Origin of the sequence: Bacillus pretiosus, from assembly GCF_051294775.1 — a bacterium.
Classification (GTDB): domain Bacteria; phylum Bacillota; class Bacilli; order Bacillales; family Bacillaceae_G; genus Bacillus_A; species Bacillus_A wiedmannii.
The window spans coordinates 583,634-599,804 of record NZ_JBPPHF010000004.1 but is presented as its reverse complement, the minus strand read 5'-3'; the positions used below and the strand labels follow the sequence as shown (position 1 = coordinate 599,804).

At 36.9% G+C, this 16,171-nt stretch carries 19 protein-coding genes and 1 rRNA gene; 9 read left to right on the top strand and 11 right to left on the bottom strand.

What is annotated here, in order from left to right; all coding sequences use genetic code 11:
* A 16S ribosomal RNA gene (locus tag ACSG5Z_RS23155) occupies positions 1 to 181 on the bottom strand; the annotation flags it as partial.
* 404 nt (positions 182 to 585) lie between these two features.
* Between ACSG5Z_RS23155 and ACSG5Z_RS23150 the strand changes: the two genes are divergently transcribed.
* The gene (locus ACSG5Z_RS23150) at positions 586 to 1,266 is read left to right on the top strand and encodes an MgtC/SapB family protein (protein ID WP_000384160.1); all 681 of its coding nucleotides are present in this window, start codon (positions 586 to 588) and stop codon (positions 1,264 to 1,266) included.
* A gap of 94 nt (positions 1,267 to 1,360) precedes the next feature.
* The gene (locus tag ACSG5Z_RS23145; RefSeq protein ID WP_087986054.1) at positions 1,361 to 2,356 is read left to right on the top strand and encodes a potassium channel family protein; all 996 of its coding nucleotides are present in this window, start codon (positions 1,361 to 1,363) and stop codon (positions 2,354 to 2,356) included.
* Here ACSG5Z_RS23145 and ACSG5Z_RS23140 read toward each other — a convergent pair.
* Together ACSG5Z_RS23140 and ACSG5Z_RS23135 are read right to left on the bottom strand one after the other, a co-directional pair.
* On the bottom strand, positions 2,343 to 2,756 hold the full coding sequence (locus ACSG5Z_RS23140) for a YugN-like family protein (protein WP_137014476.1): 414 nt from the start codon (positions 2,754 to 2,756) through the stop codon (positions 2,343 to 2,345). The genes ACSG5Z_RS23145 and ACSG5Z_RS23140 overlap by 14 nt on opposite strands.
* A 107-nt stretch (positions 2,757 to 2,863) precedes the next feature.
* Positions 2,864 to 4,216: a glucose-6-phosphate isomerase gene (locus ACSG5Z_RS23135; protein ID WP_435712205.1), complete on the bottom strand. Its 1,353-nt coding sequence runs from the start codon at positions 4,214 to 4,216 to the stop codon at positions 2,864 to 2,866.
* Between the two features lie 274 nt (positions 4,217 to 4,490).
* Between ACSG5Z_RS23135 and ACSG5Z_RS23130 the strand changes: the two genes are divergently transcribed.
* Entirely contained in the window at positions 4,491 to 4,724 is a 234-nt protein-coding gene (locus tag ACSG5Z_RS23130) for a DUF378 domain-containing protein (RefSeq protein ID WP_048542215.1), read from the top strand.
* A gap of 112 nt (positions 4,725 to 4,836) precedes the next feature.
* Here ACSG5Z_RS23130 and yugI read toward each other — a convergent pair whose 3' ends face one another.
* From yugI to ACSG5Z_RS23115, 3 genes are all read right to left on the bottom strand, one after another.
* The gene (gene yugI / locus ACSG5Z_RS23125; protein ID WP_000003769.1) at positions 4,837 to 5,181 is read right to left on the bottom strand and encodes a S1 domain-containing post-transcriptional regulator GSP13; all 345 of its coding nucleotides are present in this window, start codon (positions 5,179 to 5,181) and stop codon (positions 4,837 to 4,839) included.
* Between the two features lie 251 nt (positions 5,182 to 5,432).
* On the bottom strand, positions 5,433 to 6,623 hold the full coding sequence (locus ACSG5Z_RS23120; RefSeq protein ID WP_087982765.1) for an aminotransferase: 1,191 nt from the start codon (positions 6,621 to 6,623) through the stop codon (positions 5,433 to 5,435).
* A complete protein-coding gene (locus ACSG5Z_RS23115) occupies positions 6,620 to 7,117 on the bottom strand; it encodes an Lrp/AsnC family transcriptional regulator (RefSeq protein ID WP_000255701.1) in 498 nt (165 codons plus the stop codon). Before ACSG5Z_RS23115 ends, ACSG5Z_RS23120 begins: the two co-directional genes overlap by 4 nt.
* 266 nt (positions 7,118 to 7,383) lie before the next feature.
* Here ACSG5Z_RS23115 and ACSG5Z_RS23110 point away from each other — a divergent pair, with 266 nt between their 5' ends.
* Positions 7,384 to 8,376 (top strand): 2-hydroxyacid dehydrogenase, encoded by a 993-nt coding sequence (locus ACSG5Z_RS23110; protein WP_435712204.1) that lies wholly within the window; start codon positions 7,384 to 7,386, stop codon positions 8,374 to 8,376.
* Positions 8,377 to 8,485: 109 nt separating this feature from the next.
* Positions 8,486 to 9,325 (top strand): alpha/beta fold hydrolase, encoded by an 840-nt coding sequence (locus tag ACSG5Z_RS23105; protein ID WP_001015207.1) that lies wholly within the window; start codon positions 8,486 to 8,488, stop codon positions 9,323 to 9,325.
* A gap of 29 nt (positions 9,326 to 9,354) precedes the next feature.
* Here the strand turns inward: ACSG5Z_RS23105 and ACSG5Z_RS23100 are convergent, their stop codons facing one another.
* Positions 9,355 to 9,606, bottom strand: a complete 252-nt coding sequence (locus tag ACSG5Z_RS23100; RefSeq protein WP_000537643.1) for a YugE family protein — start codon at positions 9,604 to 9,606, stop codon at positions 9,355 to 9,357.
* 116 nt (positions 9,607 to 9,722) lie between these two features.
* On the opposite strand from ACSG5Z_RS23100, the gene ACSG5Z_RS23095 reads away from it, so the two are divergent.
* A complete protein-coding gene (locus ACSG5Z_RS23095; RefSeq protein ID WP_435712203.1) occupies positions 9,723 to 10,874 on the top strand; it encodes a MalY/PatB family protein in 1,152 nt (383 codons plus the stop codon).
* An 87-nt stretch (positions 10,875 to 10,961) separates the two neighbouring features.
* On the opposite strand, the gene sodC is transcribed toward ACSG5Z_RS23095, so the two are convergent.
* The gene (sodC, locus tag ACSG5Z_RS23090; RefSeq protein ID WP_000746533.1) at positions 10,962 to 11,501 is read right to left on the bottom strand and encodes a superoxide dismutase [Cu-Zn]; all 540 of its coding nucleotides are present in this window, start codon (positions 11,499 to 11,501) and stop codon (positions 10,962 to 10,964) included.
* 68 nt (positions 11,502 to 11,569) lie between these two features.
* Entirely contained in the window at positions 11,570 to 11,746 is a 177-nt protein-coding gene (locus ACSG5Z_RS23085; protein WP_000982763.1) for a hypothetical protein, read from the bottom strand.
* A 171-nt stretch (positions 11,747 to 11,917) separates the two neighbouring features.
* Between ACSG5Z_RS23085 and kapB the strand changes: the two genes are divergently transcribed.
* Complete coding sequence (gene kapB / locus ACSG5Z_RS23080) at positions 11,918 to 12,301, top strand: kinase-associated lipoprotein KapB (protein ID WP_435712202.1); 384 nt, start codon at positions 11,918 to 11,920, stop codon at positions 12,299 to 12,301.
* A 41-nt stretch (positions 12,302 to 12,342) separates the two neighbouring features.
* Here the strand turns inward: kapB and kapD are convergent, their stop codons facing one another.
* Entirely contained in the window at positions 12,343 to 12,966 is a 624-nt protein-coding gene (kapD, locus tag ACSG5Z_RS23075; protein ID WP_000344365.1) for a 3'-5' exonuclease KapD, read from the bottom strand.
* A gap of 290 nt (positions 12,967 to 13,256) precedes the next feature.
* Here kapD and ACSG5Z_RS23070 point away from each other — a divergent pair, with 290 nt between their 5' ends.
* Positions 13,257 to 14,582, top strand: coding sequence for an ArsB/NhaD family transporter (locus ACSG5Z_RS23070; RefSeq protein WP_137011545.1), 1,326 nt, complete (start codon positions 13,257 to 13,259; stop codon positions 14,580 to 14,582).
* A gap of 75 nt (positions 14,583 to 14,657) precedes the next feature.
* On the opposite strand, the gene ACSG5Z_RS23065 is transcribed toward ACSG5Z_RS23070, so the two are convergent.
* Complete coding sequence (locus tag ACSG5Z_RS23065; RefSeq protein WP_000390066.1) at positions 14,658 to 15,125, bottom strand: hypothetical protein; 468 nt, start codon at positions 15,123 to 15,125, stop codon at positions 14,658 to 14,660.
* Between the two features lie 118 nt (positions 15,126 to 15,243).
* On the opposite strand from ACSG5Z_RS23065, the gene ACSG5Z_RS23060 reads away from it, so the two are divergent.
* Positions 15,244 to 15,957, top strand: a complete 714-nt coding sequence (locus ACSG5Z_RS23060) for a DNA alkylation repair protein (RefSeq protein ID WP_087986047.1) — start codon at positions 15,244 to 15,246, stop codon at positions 15,955 to 15,957.
* Positions 15,958 to 16,171: the final 214 nt, after the last annotated feature.

The following is a 16,171-nucleotide window of genomic DNA, read 5'->3' as shown; positions in this document are numbered from 1 at the left end:
TTATCCGGTATTAGCCCCGGTTTCCCGGAGTTATCCCAGTCTTATGGGCAGGTTACCCACGTGTTACTCACCCGTCCGCCGCTAACTTCTTGAGAGCAAGCTCTCAATCCATTCGCTCGACTTGCATGTATTAGGCACGCCGCCAGCGTTCATCCTGAGCCAGGATCAAACTCTCCAATAAAGTTAGTTTGTCTAGCATCTAAAAATAAAAATTGACGTTTCACGTTGTTTGTTTCGTTCAGTTTTCAAAGAACTACTTGGTCGCTCATTTGCGACTTCCTTATGTTAACATCTTCGTTTTTCGATGTCAACTAAGTTTTTCAATTTCTTTTTTGTCGTTTTCTGCGTTTCCGCATCAGCGACGGTTATTAATATATCATGGTAAAAATCGAAATGCAACACCTTTTATAAACTTTTTTTAAGATCACCCAAATTTCTTTGTTAATATCATATACTTAAACGAAATATCTCTTTCATGTATAAATAATTCCTACATATATTCTATATAAAGTCACTCTATCAAAAGCGTTTCTTTCTATAATAAATGTTTTATTCATATACCATATCATACAAGGAGGAATATATATGGACTATGCCGATTTATTAATCAAACTAGGTCTCTCGGCTATTTTAGGGTTCGCTATCGGTTTGGAGCGCGAATTAAAACGGAAACCACTTGGTTTAAAAACTTGTTTAGTTATTTCTATCATTAGTTGCCTCCTGACGATTGTTTCTATTAAAGCGGCTTACAATTTACCACATACCGATCATATGAATATGGATCCACTTCGACTTGCCGCTCAAATTGTATCAGGAATCGGTTTTTTAGGTGCCGGTGTTATTTTACGAAGAGGAAACGATAGCATTGCAGGACTAACGACTGCTGCTATGATTTGGGGTGCTTCTGGTATTGGTATTGCTGTTGGGGCTGGATTCTATATCGAAGCGATTTTCGGAATGTGTTTCCTTATGATTAGCGTTGAACTTATACCATTAGCAATGAAATTTGTAGGACCGAGATCATTTCGTCAACGTGATATCGCAGTAAAACTTGTCGTGCGAAATATGGACAATATCCCAATTGTAATTGAAGAAATAAAAGAAATGGATATAAAAGTTAAGAATATGAAGCTCAAAACATTGGAGAATGGCTCTCACTATTTACATTTGAAATTATCTATCGATCAAAAAAGGCATACCGCTGATGTTTACTACGCCCTCCAGCATCTTGAAAGTGTCCAACAAACTGAATTAGAAAGTATGTAATGTAAAACAAACTCTCTTTTAAATTAGAGAGTTTTTCTTTTTTCTATAATGGTAACAATGAATGTAGTCCTGCAAAGTAAGGAGGAATAAGAGTTTGAAATCTCGTCCAAATTTAGTAGATACATTTCGTGATTCCATTATTTTTCGTTTAGTTTGCTTTATTGTTTTACTTACTGCTTTTTCTGGCTTCCTTATACATAGATTAGAGCCATCGCACTTCACCACATGGTTTGATGGAGTTTGGTGGTCAATCGTTACCATTTTCACCGTTGGCTATGGTGACTTTGCCCCGCATACACTAATAGGTAAACTTATCGGTATGGGTATTATTTTATTTGGAACCGGTTTTTGTTCTTATTATATGGTTCTGTTCGCCACTGATATGATTAATAAACAATATATGAAAATTAAAGGAGAAGAAGCCGCTACCTCTAACGGTCATATGATTATCGTGGGTTGGAATGAACGGGCAAAACATGTTGTAAAACAAATGCACATCTTACAACCGAACCTTGATATCGTTTTAATTGATGAAACACTTTCTTTACTTCCAAAACCATTTCATCATTTAGAATTTATAAAGGGTTGCCCGCATCACGATCAAACTTTATTAAAAGCTAATATTACAACGGCTCACACTATATTAATAACAGCTGATAAAGAAAAAAATGAAAGCTTAGCAGATACACAGTCCATTTTAAATATTTTAACTGCGAAAGGTCTCAATCCAAACATTCACTGCATCGCCGAACTTCTTACTTCTGAACAAATACAAAATGCAACTAGAGCTGGTGTATCAGAAATTATAGAAGGAAATAAATTAACGAGCTACGTATTTACCGCTTCTCTTTTATTCCCTTCCATTTCAGGCGTACTATTCTCACTTTACGATGAAATCTCTGATAACAAATTACAACTGATGGAGCTTTATCCTTCCTGCACTGGACAAACTTTTGCAAATTGTAGCTATACTCTTTTAAAGCAAAATATTCTCTTACTAGGTATAAAACGCGACGAACAATATATGATTAATCCAGTCCATTCCTTTGTTCTCATTGAAAGCGACATACTCATTGTTATTCACCATTAAGAAAATGTTTTTCTAGTTCCTGCATGAGCACTTTCCCAATATTGATATATTTTCTTTTCACATCTCCATCTGGATCTTTCGGCTCAGCAAATTGATCCATTCCACTCGTTCCAGCCGTTAAAGTATTTACGTGATCATCTAGTTCGTCTTGATATACGTGCGAAAGAATATACGGCGTTTCCAGACGGACTATTACACCAGGCACATCTAATTCGCCATTCACTGCTGTAAATGGCACTCGCAGAAATTGATATCCATCTTCTTCATCGATTTTGTAATCAAAGCATCCTTTATCGTAATCCCAATTGCCACCAATGTTATACCCAAGTGGCTTCATTATCTCTTCTAACTTATATAACGCATATGTACGTCCTTCTAAATTTGATTGAATCGGAATCAAGCCCATCCCTCCTAGACTTTTTCTTTAGCATACCCACTCTAGTTTGAATATACCGATGGACTTTTCGATAAAATAATAAAAAGCGACCGGATTCCGGTCGCTTTTTATTATTTTAAACGCTCTTCTAATTCTGCTTTTAACTTTTCAAATCCTGGTTTACCAAGTAAAGCAAACATGTTTTTCTTGTATGCTTCTACTCCTGGTTGGTCGAATGGATTTACGCCTAATAAGTAGCCGCTCATCGCACATGCTTTTTCGAAGAAGTATACAAGGTAACCGAATGTGTACTCATTTAATTCAGGGATATTTACGATTAAGTTTGGTACGCCACCATCGCTATGTGCAAGTAATGTACCTTCGTATGCTTTCGTGTTTACGAAGTCTACAGTTTCACCAGCAAGGTAGTTTAATCCATCTAAATCGTTTTCTTCTGATTCAATTGTTAGTTCATGTGTAGATTTACCTACTTTCAGAACTGTTTCGAATAAGTCACGACGACCTTCTTGAACGTATTGACCTAATGAGTGTAAGTCAGTTGAGAAGTTTGCTGAAGATGGGAAAATACCTTTTTGATCTTTCCCTTCACTTTCACCAAATAACTGTTTCCACCATTCAGAGAAGTATTGAAGTGCCGGCTCATAGTTAACAAGCATTTCAATTGTTTTTCCTTTATTGTATAAAGCGTTACGAACTACTGCGTATTGGTAAGCTGGGTTTTCTTCTAGTTCTGATGCACCGAAGTCATCATGACCAGCAGCTGCACCTTTCATCATCTCTTCAATATTTAAGCCACTTACTGCGATTGGTAATAAACCAACTGGCGTTAATACAGAGAAACGTCCTCCAACATCATCTGGAATAACGAATGTTTCGTAACCTTCGTTATCAGCTAATGTTTTTAATGCACCACGTGCTTTATCTGTCGTTGCATAAATACGTTTTCGAGCTTCTGCTTTTCCATACTTTTCTTCTAATAACTTACGGAAAATACGGAATGCTAGTGCCGGCTCTGTTGTTGTACCTGATTTGGAAATAACGTTAATAGAGAAGTCTTTACCTTCTAATACGTCCATTAAATCTTTCATGTAAGTGGAGCTAATGTTTTGTCCAACAAATAGCACTTGTGGAGTTTTACGTTGTTCTTTAGATAGCGTGTTGTAGAAAGAATGGTTTAACATTTCGATTGCTGCACGTGCTCCTAGGTAAGAACCACCGATACCTACAACAAGTAAAATGTCAGAGTCATTTTTAATTTTTTCTGCACATTTTTGAATGCGAGCAAATTCTTCTTTGTCATATTGAAGCGGAAGGTCTACCCACCCAAGGAAATCGTTCCCAGCTCCAGTTTTTTCGTGGATTGCATGATGTGTTACTCTCACTGCATCACGTAAATAAGTGATTTCATGTTCACCGATGAAGGATAACGCTTTAGAATAGTCGAACGTTACATGTGTACTCATCTTTTTCCCTCCAATAATGTATATGTATTTCTGTATTCACTTTAGCGAAACTGAAGTTGTAAATCAAGCGATTCAACCATTGTAAACGTAACCAATATATATTTTTTAGAAAAAGTTCATTTTTTGCATAAAAATTCGCATTTTTCGGTATAGATGTATATACATCCTTTTTCTTATATTTTTTATGTATAAAAACAACATAACTACACCATTCTATAAAGGAGTTAATTAACTCATCGCTTGTTCACGCTTCACAATTAAGGGGGGCTTTTTCATGAGTACTCTGCAACGTATCGCATTAGTCTTTACTGTAATTGGCGCTGTGAACTGGGGACTAATCGGGTTCTTCCAGTTTGACTTAGTGGCAGCCATTTTCGGTGGACAAAATTCAGCTCTTTCCCGTATTATTTACGGCATCGTCGGTATTTCTGGGCTTATCAATCTTGGTTTACTCTTTAAACCATCAGAAAATCTTGGCACTCACCCAGAAACGAACGAAATCCACTAGTCAGTATGTCTTTATTTCACCTCCGACATACGAATATGATTGCATGCAATCATATTTGCAAATATATATCATAAGACAAAGTAAAAGAGGAACGCTCATATGCGCTCCTCTTTTACTTTGTTAACTCGGACTCTTCAATCCATTCGGTTAGCTTTTCTCGCAGCGTATTAAATCCGTTCTCAGATGGATTCGGTATAAGGATCCGCCCTTGTTTTCTTCTCGCCGCTTTTAACGATAAACTCATTTTTCTGTGTTCTTCATCAATTGAAAGTACTTTTACTTCTACTGTATCGCCGACTTTTAAAAAGTCATGAATATCCTTTACATATCCATTTGTAATTTCAGATATATGCACAAGCCCTTGTGTTTCTGCATCTAACGCTACAAATGCTCCGTAATCTTGAATCCCAGTCACTTTCCCTGTTACAACCACTCCAGTTGTATATTGTTCTGACATATGAAACACTCCCATACGTTACCATTTTCTCTACAATTGTAGATAGTAAAGCAGATGATTTATTGTTAAATATCCGATTAGTTAGTACGTACCCTAAGTAAAGCTACTCAGGATATGCATACCTTATATTAGTAAATTATACCACTATGAAAGAACTCATTCAAAATTAACGAAAAATTTCCTAGAGTACGTATAATTTTCTAATATTGGGATAGAATACTAACACATGGCTTTCTAGTATTCCCCCCCTTTTATGGACAAAACGTATTATGTTTTGTCCTTTTTTTATTTTCTATAAACCGTTCCATTCTCTTCATTGCTTCCATAAGTTGTTCAAGCGATGTTGCATACGAGCAACGAATAAATCCTTCACCACTTTCGCCAAATACACTTCCAGGTACAACAGCCACCTTTTCTTCTAATAATAACTGTTCTGCAAATTCTGCCGAAGATAGTCCAGTTGAAGAAATAGAAGGAAAGACATAAAATGCTCCGCCCGGCACATGACACGTTAAACCCATTTCATTAAACGATGTCGTCATAAAATTACGGCGTTTCTTATAACTATCTCTCATCCGAATTACTTCATCATTCCCCGCGCGTAACGCTTCGAGTGCTGCGAACTGAGACATTGTCGGTGCACACATCATGGAATATTGATGAATTTTAAGCATTAATTCCGAAAATTGAACAGGAGCTGCAATCATACCGAGGCGCCATCCTGTCATCGCAAACCCTTTTGAAAATCCCGAAATTAAAATTGTATGCTCGCGCATATTTTTAATACTCGCGAAACTTGTATATACTTCGTCGTATACAAGCTCTGCATAAATTTCATCAGATAATACGATTAAATTGTACTTCTCAACAATCACTGCTATTTCTTCAAGCTCGGATTTATTTAACATTGCACCTGTTGGGTTATTTGGTGAACAAAGCAAAATTGCCTTTGTTTTCGCTGTAATAGCTGCTTCAATTTGTTCTGGTTGTACTTTAAACTCGTTTTCTAAAGTCGTTGCCACAGGAACCGGAACTCCTCCAGCTAATGTCACAAGCGGTGCATAAGAAACGAAACTTGGTTCAATAATGAGTACTTCATCATCAGGATTTATAATGGCGCGCATCGCTACATCTAACGCCTGACTCGCTCCAACTGTAACAATGATTTCATCGTTCGGATCATAAGATACTGCAAATTGTTTTTTTAGATACTTTGCTATTTCTTGGCGCAGTTCCAATAATCCTGCATTTGCTGTATATGACGTATATCCTTGTTCTAAAGAACGGATGCATGCTTGCCTTACATTCCAAGGTGTAACAAAGTCAGGCTCTCCTACTCCAAGAGAAATAACACCTTTCATATTTGCTGCTAAATCGAAAAACTTTCGAATACCAGATGGTTGTAAAGATTCTGCCGTTCTAGATAGTTCAAATTGCTTCATGGTGTCACCACAATGCGCTTATCATCATCGTTTTTTTCGTAAATAATTCCCTCATGTTTATACTTTTTCAAAATGAAATGCGTTGTTGTAGAAACGACAGATTCAATTGTTGCTAATTTCTCAGAAACAAACATCGCGACTTCTCCCATTGTCTTTCCTTCTAATGTAATAGAAAGATCGTATGTCCCTGACATTAAATACACAGATTTCACTTCTGAATAACGATAAATTTGTTCAGCAACCGCATCGAACCCAACGCCGCGCTTTGGCGTAACTTTCACATCGATCATCGCCGTTAAACCTGTATGTTCTTTTACCTTCGTCCAATCGATATGTGTTACATAATCAACAATAATCTTTTCCGCTTCTAATTTTTCAACCATCTTCTTTACTTCTTCTACTTCTATATTTAACAGCTTCGCTAATGTATCTACAGATAATCGACTACTTTTTTCAAGACAAGCTAATAATTCTAATTCTTTTTCTGTCACCATATAAATCATCCTTCCTTTTCGGTTGTGTCTAAATTATACAAATACCCTTTCCATTTTGAAAAGAAGATTTTTTTAGTGAATTATGTCAAAATAAAGTGAAACTTTAATCAGCGGAATGCTTCACCCCGCTGATTATTAGCCCGCACCAATCGGGCTTTTACGAGCAGTTGATCTCCCACCTCACTTCTTTGCCTCAGCCGTCTTTTTAGGTGGGAGTCTTACTGCTCGTTAAAGCGGGGTAAAGTGAAACTTTAATCAGCGGGAAAATGCGTGATAAAGCGAAAGGGGATGGAACCGTGAAACCAAAAGTTTATATTGCTGAACCAGTTCCAACATTTGTAGAAAACTATTTATCAGAACACTGTGATTATGAAAAATGGGAGCAAAATGAGAAGGTACCTCGTGATGTCCTATTGGAGAAAATACAAAATAAAGATGGCTTATTAAATTTCGGATCTGCTATTAATGAAGAATTATTAAATGTAGCTCCTAACTTAAAAGTAGTGAGCAACATTTCTGTCGGTTACGATAATTTTGATTTACAAGCGATGGAAAAGCGCAATGTCATTGGAACGAATACACCATATGTATTAGATGATACAGTAGCGGACCTTGTTTTCGCTCTTATGTTATCTGCTGGTCGCCGCGTCTGCGAACTCGACTCCTACGTGAAAAATGGTGAATGGAACGCCGAAATCGGAAAAGAGCACTTCGGGCTGGATGTACACCATAGTACAATCGGTATTATCGGAATGGGACGAATTGGAGAAGCCGCTGCAAAACGGGCGAAATTCGGATTTGATATGAATGTTCTGTATTATAACCGTCGCCGTAAAGAAGAAGCTGAACAAAAATTCGATGCTACATATTGTGATTTACAGACGTTACTCAAACAATCTGATTTTATTGTTCTTCTTACTCCATTAACAGATGAAACGTATCATCTTATCGGAGAAAAGGAATTTTCATTAATGAAAGAAACAGCAATCTTCATTAATGCCTCTCGCGGAAAAACAGTAGATGAAGAAGCGTTAATACATGCGTTAACAGAAAAGAAAATCTTTGCAGCAGGCATTGACACTTTTACACAAGAGCCGATTCAAAAAGATAATCCGCTCTTATCATTACAAAATGTTGTGACTTTACCACACATCGGATCTGCAACATTAAAAACTAGGCAGCAAATGGCTATGACAGCCGCTGAAAATTTAGTTGCAGGGTTACAAGGAAAAACACCGCCTAATATTGTTCGTGGATAATGATAAATAAGCAAAAGGCAAGATGACATCGTCATCTTGCCTTTTTTTGTTAACATATTTTTTTCTGCCTTGGAGATGATATGAACAAAAATCAATGGAGTGACAAAAAATGAATCACGAATATACTTGTCCTTATTTCACTTTTTCCACTCGCGGCACTACTATTCATTACGAATTGTATGAACATGACAACAAAACGGAACGTCCTACTTTCGTACTCGTTCACGGCTTTTTATCTTCCTCATTCAGTTACCGCCGCCTCATTCCTTTATTATCGAAAGCAGGAACAGTACTAGCTCTTGATTTGCCACCGTTCGGAAAAAGTGATAAGTCTCATCTCTTTAAGTATTCTTATCATAATTTAGCAACGGTTATTATCGATTTAATTGAACATTTATCTCTCTCAAATATTGTGTTAGTTGGGCATTCTATGGGTGGACAAATTTCTCTCTATGTAAACCGTATACGCCCTGAATTAATCTCAAAGACAATTTTACTATGCAGCTCTAGCTATTTAGCACGCGCAACCTTACCTTTACTGTACTCTTCTTATTTACCGTTCTTTCATTTATACGTAAAGAACTGGATTATACGGCGCGGGATTGTTCATAACTTAATGAATGTCGTTCATGATCACTCATTAATTGACGATGAAATGAAGGAAGGTTACTCCGCTCCTTTTTATGACAACCGTATATTCCCTGCTTTAACTCGTATGATAAGAGACCGTGAAGGTGATTTATCTTCAACTGAATTACAAAAAATCGAAACACCTACACTACTTATTTGGGGTGAAAAAGATCGTGTCGTCCCTGTACATGTAGGTCATCGGCTACACAAAGATTTACCAAATTCGAAATTTATTTCTTACGAAAACACAGGACATTTACTACCTGAAGAAAAGCCTGAACTTGTTTATGAAGAAATTATCGCTTTTTCTGCACAATAATACAAAAGGCTGTCGGAAATTCCGACAGCCTACAATGAACAACTTCCGCCTTCTTTTATTACAAGTAATTCCACAGCTAACTTCTCACATTTTCCAAGCGCAGGTACTTCCTCAAAAGACATAAAGTATATATGTTGAATCTTTTTTGCGATGTATTTTGGATCGTCGAACACACTTACGACGTTCACAACATCGCTCGCTTCTGTTTCATAAAACTCCGGTCCCATTTGAAACGGATCCCAATTCTTCACAACCTCTATCATCTTTTCATATGTACCCATTCGCTTCCCGCCTTTTCACTTTTTAATGCTTTTCTTTATCCTATCACATCAGCTATTCTATAAGAAGAGAGAGAACTTTCATAACTTAACGGTTTACAGAAGAAGGGGGCAAACTTATGCAACTATTTCATAAAACAGTCAATCGACGTGGAACTCATAGTACGAAATGGGATACGTATAAAAACGAAGAACTTCTCCATGCTTGGATTGCTGATATGGATTTTGAAGTACCACAACCAATTCAGACTGCTTTAAAGAAACGTATCGAGCATCCTATTTTCGGCTATACACTTCCTCCCGAAAATATTGGAGATATTATTTGTAACTGGACAAAAAAACAGTACAACTGGGATATTCAAAAAGATTGGATTGTCTTTAGCGCGGGAATCGTTCCAGCTCTTAGTGCGAGCATACAGGCCTTCACAAAGGAAAACGAATCCGTTCTCGTACAACCACCTATTTATCCCCCATTTTTCGAAATGGTCACAACAAACAACAGACGATTATGCGTGAGTCCTTTACAGAAACAAAATGATACATATACGATAGACTTCGATCATTTAGAAAAGCAATTTCAACAAGGCGTCAAACTCACGCTTCTTTGTAGTCCTCACAATCCAATCGGGCGTGTTTGGTCAAAAGAGGAACTCACACAACTTGGCACGTTATGTACAAAATATAATGTAATCGTTGTCGCGGATGAAATTCATGCCGATATTATTTACGGAGATCGTACTCATACACCGTTCGCTTCTTTATCTGAAGAATTAGCAGCGCGCACGATTACTTGTATGGCTCCGAGTAAAACATTTAATATCGCTGGATTACAGGCATCGATTATTATCATTCCAAACGAAAAACTCCGTCAAACCTTTATATCTATCCAATATAGACAAGGTTTCCACGGATTAAATACATTTGCCTATACAGCGATGCAAAGTGCCTATACAGAATGTAATGATTGGCTACATGAAATTCGATTATATATAGAAGATAACGCTCAATTCGCTTGTAAATATATTAAAAATCACATACCCGCTCTTTCTGTAACGAAACCAGAAGGTAGCTTTTTATTATGGATTGATTGCTCCCGCCTACAGCTTTCTCAAAATGAACGCACTGCATTACTTGAGGAAAAAGGGAAAATCATCGTTGAACCTGGTGAGAAATACGGATTAGGCGGCGAAGAACATATTCGAATTAACATCGGCTGTCCAAGATCTGTTTTAGAAGAAATTTTAAATAGACTGCGCCATACGTTTTCATAATAAGAAAGGAGGTAATTCGGGAAAACCTCCTTTATCAATATCTTTTCAAATACGTTTCACAAAAAAAGCTACCATGCACGGTAGCTTTTACTTTTTCTTCATATCCGATGCTTTTTTTACAATGACACCACAAGCAATTCGATCACCTGATTTACCTGTTGGTTGTGTCATACCATCATCAGCGTTTTCTGTAATAATAATAGACGCTCCATCTTTTCTATGAATCGTCGTTTTCCCTTCTTCAAGCGTTATGTGCGGCGCATCGATTTCTGCTTTAATCTTTCCAGAACCGTCTGCAATTACGTTCGGTAAATCACCGTTTTCTGCACCCTTCGGATTAAGAAGTCCATGCTTTTTATTATCAGGATTAAAATGATTACCAGATGATTCAAAACGTGGTGCTTTACACTCACCAATTTCGTGTACATGCAGTCCGTGCGCGCCTGGTGCGAAACCTTCCCCTTTAATCGTAATTTTCACTCCGCTTGTTTGCTGCACTACTTTCGCAGTCCCCACTTCATCGCCTGAAGCATTATGTAATTTCACGTCAATTTCTTTCGGCTTTCCTTGGTCACAACCTGCCATCAGAAATAATAAACAACAACTTAAAAAAAGCCGTTTTTTCATTCTATTCCCTCCAAAATATATTCTGCCCTTAGATTGTCCGAGCATAGAGGGAAACATACAAAAATGAGTTACTGTTTCTTTTCCGCTAAAAGTTTTTCTTCAACTTTCTGTAATCGCTCTGCTTCGCGTTTTGATACACGAATGAACATACGCCACGTAGCAACGGCACCAATGATAAATAGAACGCAAACAATCCCTGGAATAATATATTCTGTTTTATCTTCCGGAAAATATAAAGGCATCATATAGGATAGAACACTCCTTCATTAGAGGATTTATAAAACATCAGAATTTTCTGTTATATCACTTTAAATTATAGTGGAACCTAGCCATATTCTCAAGGGGGCATTCCAAAAGCGAATGATTTCTTTGACTCCTTCACACACTTTCCTTACTATAAACTTGAGGTGAAAAATATGAGAGAAACATTTAAAATTGGTGAAATCGTTACTGGTATTTATAAAACTGGCAAATACATCGGCGAAGTTACAAATAGCCGTCCTGGCAGTTACGTCGTAAAAGTGTTAGCTGTTTTAAAACATCCGGTGCAAGGTGACTTACATAACGTAAAACAAGCTGACGTACCATTTTTCCATGAAAGACGTGCTTTAGCTTTCCGTGAACAGACGAACATTCCAGAGCAAATGGTGAAGAAATATGAAGGAGAAATTCCAGAGTATACAGAGTCACTCAAATTAGCATTGGAAACTCAAATGAATTCATTTTCTGAAGATGATTCACCTTTTGCGGTTCGTAGTCTAGAAACATTAGAGCAGTTAAAAAAAGACTACAAACTTTAAAAAAACAAAACGACCAAATTACATACTGTGCAATTTGGTCGTTACTGTGTACTCACTTTCTTTAACACTTTTGAAAAATCAACGAGTTCTCCTAACGTTGGAGGTGCTGGTTTCACTAAATACTCTTTATCTTTTTCTACTAATTTAAAAATATTATACGTCGTCATCGCATCATCTAGCGCACAATGATGCTTACCCGTCCCTGCTTTTCCATATGCCTCAATTGCTTTCCACAATCCTGTTTGATTTCTCTCCCCAAAAAACTTCTTATACTCAAGTGATAAATCACGACACTGGCCTAAGAACGGAAAGTCTACTCTTGCCATTTCACAATTATGCTTCAACACTTTCATATCCATATTTCCCCACGTAACAATGGTTGGTTTACATCTCCTTTCATATTCTGCAAGTTTTTCAACGAGTTCTGGAAACGAAATTCCTTTATCTACGACTTCTTGTTTAATTCCTAAAAATTTCTTACATCGATCCGTTAAAGAAGGAAAAGTTTTCGGCCTAACATGAGCTGAATACGTGTCTTCTACCTTACAACCAACAACCGAAACGAGTCCTACTTCAATGATTTCCGGGAAAAATCCTTTTGGTTTTTTTCTGTGCTGGGGCATCGTAAACTCAAAATCCAAAAATAAAAATCGTTGTTCATCCATACGATCCCTTCCTTATCATCTTTGTCATTCCTTTCTATTTGACACTCCTACACGAACAAGCTCGAATGCTAATTCCATTTTAAATATTCAGATTGGATGTATCTTATATATATGTCAAATGCCCACAAATATTTTTAAAAATAAGAAAAAATGACCGATGCAGAAAATATGACAAAATAAGCCCTTTCATTTACATCCCCCTTTTTTCTACTTTATAATGACGTTATGTGTGTTTCATCTAGTTAATTTTTTGACACACTAAGAAAAGTGAATGAAAGGAGATGAGAGTTTTGCACGAAACAACGCAAGAGCTCGCAAACTGGCAGTATTATTTTGCTATCGCAGTCTTTTTAATTACATATGCCATTATTATTTCAGAAAAAATTAATCGCGCTGTCATCGCACTTCTTGGCGCAGCACTCATGGTAATTATGGGGGTCGTTGATTTACACAACGCCTTTACGAAACATATTGAATGGGGGACGATTACGCTACTCATCGGTATGATGATTCTGGTGAACATTACAAGTAAATCGGGTGTCTTCCAATACGTTGCCATTAAAGCAGCAAAAGGGGCGCAAGGAAATCCAATTAAAATTTTAATTTCACTTTCCTTACTTACTGCGCTTGGTTCCGCATTTTTAGATAACGTTACAACTGTACTTCTTGTTGTTCCAGTTACTTTATCTATTACGCGCATACTGAAAGTAAATCCTGTTCCTTATTTACTTTCTGAAATTATTTTTTCAAACATTGGAGGAACAGCAACATTAATTGGTGATCCACCTAACATTATGATTGGTTCTGCAAATAAGCATTTAGATTTCAATGCGTTCTTATTCAACTTAGCACCTATCGTAATCATTATTATTGCTGTTACAGCGACAATACTTTACTTCATGTACCGTAAACAATTAATTGCTGATCCTGTACAAATTAAAAAATTAATGAGTTTAGATGAAAAACAATACATTAAAGATCCAGTATTAATGAAAAAATCTTTAACCGTACTTGGACTTACAATCGTAGGTTTCATGACTCATTCGATCTTCCATGTTGATGCAGCTATCATCGCTTTAACTGGTGCTACTGTACTTATGCTAATCGGTGTGAAAGAACATGAAATTGAAGAGGTATTCGCAAGTGTAGAGTGGGTAACAATCTTCTTCTTCGCAGGACTATTCGTACTTGTTGGAGGACTTATTGATATCGGCCTTATCAAAATGTTAGCTCAAAAAGTAATTGGAATAACGGGCGGAGATGTTTCTTACGCATCTATCCTTATTTTATGGGTATCTGGTATCGCCTCTGCGACAATTGATAACATTCCATTCGTTGCAACAATGATCCCACTTATTAACGATATGGCAGTTGGGCTAGGTTTATCACCTTCTGACGCACAAATCGACGTATTATGGTGGGCATTAGCATTAGGTGCTTGTCTAGGTGGAAACGGAACATTAATCGGAGCTTCTGCTAACGTAATTGTTGCAGGTATCGCAAGTCGTGAGGGCCATAAATTTAGCTACATGGAATTCCTTAAAGTCGGCTTCCCAATTATGATCGTTTCATTAATCATTTCTCACATTTATATTTATTTACGCTACCTTATGTAGTAGAAAAAGGGTTGTCACATGTGACAGCCCTTTTTCTTGTTCAATACAATTATATGAATGATTTTTCAAATATCCCTACTCGTTATACCTTACCGGCTCATTCCGAATAATAAACAAGTGAATCGGTAAGAAAACCGAAAATGTGATTGTATGAATAATCGTAAACAATATAGAATTCGTTCCGTATCTATCTAAAATTGCGTAGATAAGATAAATAGACAGCACAATCGATACAGCTGTTGCTAATAAATATAGAATTGGTACGAAGTTAAAAATGAAACACGCGACATATATGCCGAATACTTTCCATCCTGCTTCTTCTTTTAAAAAATCCGGTAATTTGTCTTTTGCTAAATCACCCCATATCTTACTATTTAAAAAAGGAATAAACGCAAGAGCACCATCCGTTGCACCATCATTTTTCGCCATCGTATACAGTGCAAAAGCCGTTAATAAATACGCAATAATTGCCCAAATCAATACAACAAGAATAAACGCAAAACTAAGAGCAAAGAAACCTGCTAGTACGCCTTGATCTTCCATCTTATCCTCTCCTCTCTACTCTCAACATATTTCATTACTTTACAAGTTATGTTTTAAAATTTATCCAAACTCTCTGTATAATAATAGGAGCGAGATAATAAGAGAGGAGAACGCACTTATGCATCCATTTGTACAAGCATTACAAGAGCATTTCACAGCCCATAAAAATCCTGAAAAAGCAGAACCGATGGCACGTTATATGAAAAATCACTTCCCATTTCTCGGTATTCAAACACCTGAAAGAAGACAACTATTGAAAGACGTCATCCAAATACATACTCCCCCAGATCAAAAAGATTTCCAAGTTATCGTACGTGAACTTTGGGATTTACCAGAACGTGAATTTCAAGCGGCCGCACTCGATATTATGCAAAAATATAAAAAGCATATAAACGAAACGCATATCCCGTTTTTAGAAGAACTTATTGTAACAAAATCTTGGTGGGATTCTGTTGATAGCATCGTCCCTACATTTTTAGGAAATATCTTTTTAAAACATCCGGAATTAATTTCTGCCTATATTCCAAAATGGATTGCATCAGACAACATATGGTTACAACGCGCCGCTATTTTATTCCAGCTAAAATATAAACAAAAGATGGACGAAGAACTTCTTTTCTGGATTATTGGACAACTACATTCTTCAAAAGAATTTTTCATTCAAAAAGCGATTGGCTGGGTCCTTCGCGAGTATGCAAAAACGAAGCCCGATGTTGTTTGGAAATACGTGCAAAATAACGAGCTTGCTCCCCTTAGTAAACGTGAAGCAATTAAGCACATTAAACAAAATTACGGAATAAATAACGAAAAAATAGGCGAGACTCTATCATAGATAGACGCGTTCCTCTATTGAGATTTAAAAAAGAACGTGTTAGAATATGTTCATTATTATTAATATAAGTAGCGATGACGGACTTATAAGTACTTGCACAAAAAGCGATTCAGGGATAGTGAAAGCCTGATGCCGCAAGGAAACGGCAGTCCCGAGCAATACGTGATAAAGTGGATGCACCTGTTGTGTATCAACTAGGGTGGAACCGCGGGCA

What these genes read in the sequence shown, in the direction of transcription:
- ACSG5Z_RS23150 (WP_000384160.1), top strand. Translation starts at nt 586, where the DNA reads ATGGACTATGCCGATTTATTAATCAAACTAGGTCTCTCGGCTATTTTA.
- ACSG5Z_RS23135 (WP_435712205.1), bottom strand. Translation starts at nt 4,216, where the DNA reads ATGAGTACACATGTAACGTTCGACTATTCTAAAGCGTTATCCTTCATC.
- ACSG5Z_RS23130 (WP_048542215.1), top strand. Translation starts at nt 4,491, where the DNA reads ATGAGTACTCTGCAACGTATCGCATTAGTCTTTACTGTAATTGGCGCT.
- yugI (WP_000003769.1), bottom strand. Translation starts at nt 5,181, where the DNA reads ATGTCAGAACAATATACAACTGGAGTGGTTGTAACAGGGAAAGTGACT.
- ACSG5Z_RS23120 (WP_087982765.1), bottom strand. Translation starts at nt 6,623, where the DNA reads ATGAAGCAATTTGAACTATCTAGAACGGCAGAATCTTTACAACCATCT.
- ACSG5Z_RS23115 (WP_000255701.1), bottom strand. Translation starts at nt 7,117, where the DNA reads ATGGTGACAGAAAAAGAATTAGAATTATTAGCTTGTCTTGAAAAAAGT.
- ACSG5Z_RS23110 (WP_435712204.1), top strand. Translation starts at nt 7,384, where the DNA reads ATGCGTGATAAAGCGAAAGGGGATGGAACCGTGAAACCAAAAGTTTAT.
- ACSG5Z_RS23105 (WP_001015207.1), top strand. Translation starts at nt 8,486, where the DNA reads ATGAATCACGAATATACTTGTCCTTATTTCACTTTTTCCACTCGCGGC.
- ACSG5Z_RS23100 (WP_000537643.1), bottom strand. Translation starts at nt 9,606, where the DNA reads ATGGGTACATATGAAAAGATGATAGAGGTTGTGAAGAATTGGGATCCG.
- ACSG5Z_RS23095 (WP_435712203.1), top strand. Translation starts at nt 9,723, where the DNA reads ATGCAACTATTTCATAAAACAGTCAATCGACGTGGAACTCATAGTACG.
- sodC (WP_000746533.1), bottom strand. Translation starts at nt 11,501, where the DNA reads ATGAAAAAACGGCTTTTTTTAAGTTGTTGTTTATTATTTCTGATGGCA.
- ACSG5Z_RS23085 (WP_000982763.1), bottom strand. Translation starts at nt 11,746, where the DNA reads ATGATGCCTTTATATTTTCCGGAAGATAAAACAGAATATATTATTCCA.
- kapB (WP_435712202.1), top strand. Translation starts at nt 11,918, where the DNA reads ATGAGAGAAACATTTAAAATTGGTGAAATCGTTACTGGTATTTATAAA.
- kapD (WP_000344365.1), bottom strand. Translation starts at nt 12,966, where the DNA reads ATGGATGAACAACGATTTTTATTTTTGGATTTTGAGTTTACGATGCCC.
- ACSG5Z_RS23065 (WP_000390066.1), bottom strand. Translation starts at nt 15,125, where the DNA reads ATGGAAGATCAAGGCGTACTAGCAGGTTTCTTTGCTCTTAGTTTTGCG.
- ACSG5Z_RS23060 (WP_087986047.1), top strand. Translation starts at nt 15,244, where the DNA reads ATGCATCCATTTGTACAAGCATTACAAGAGCATTTCACAGCCCATAAA.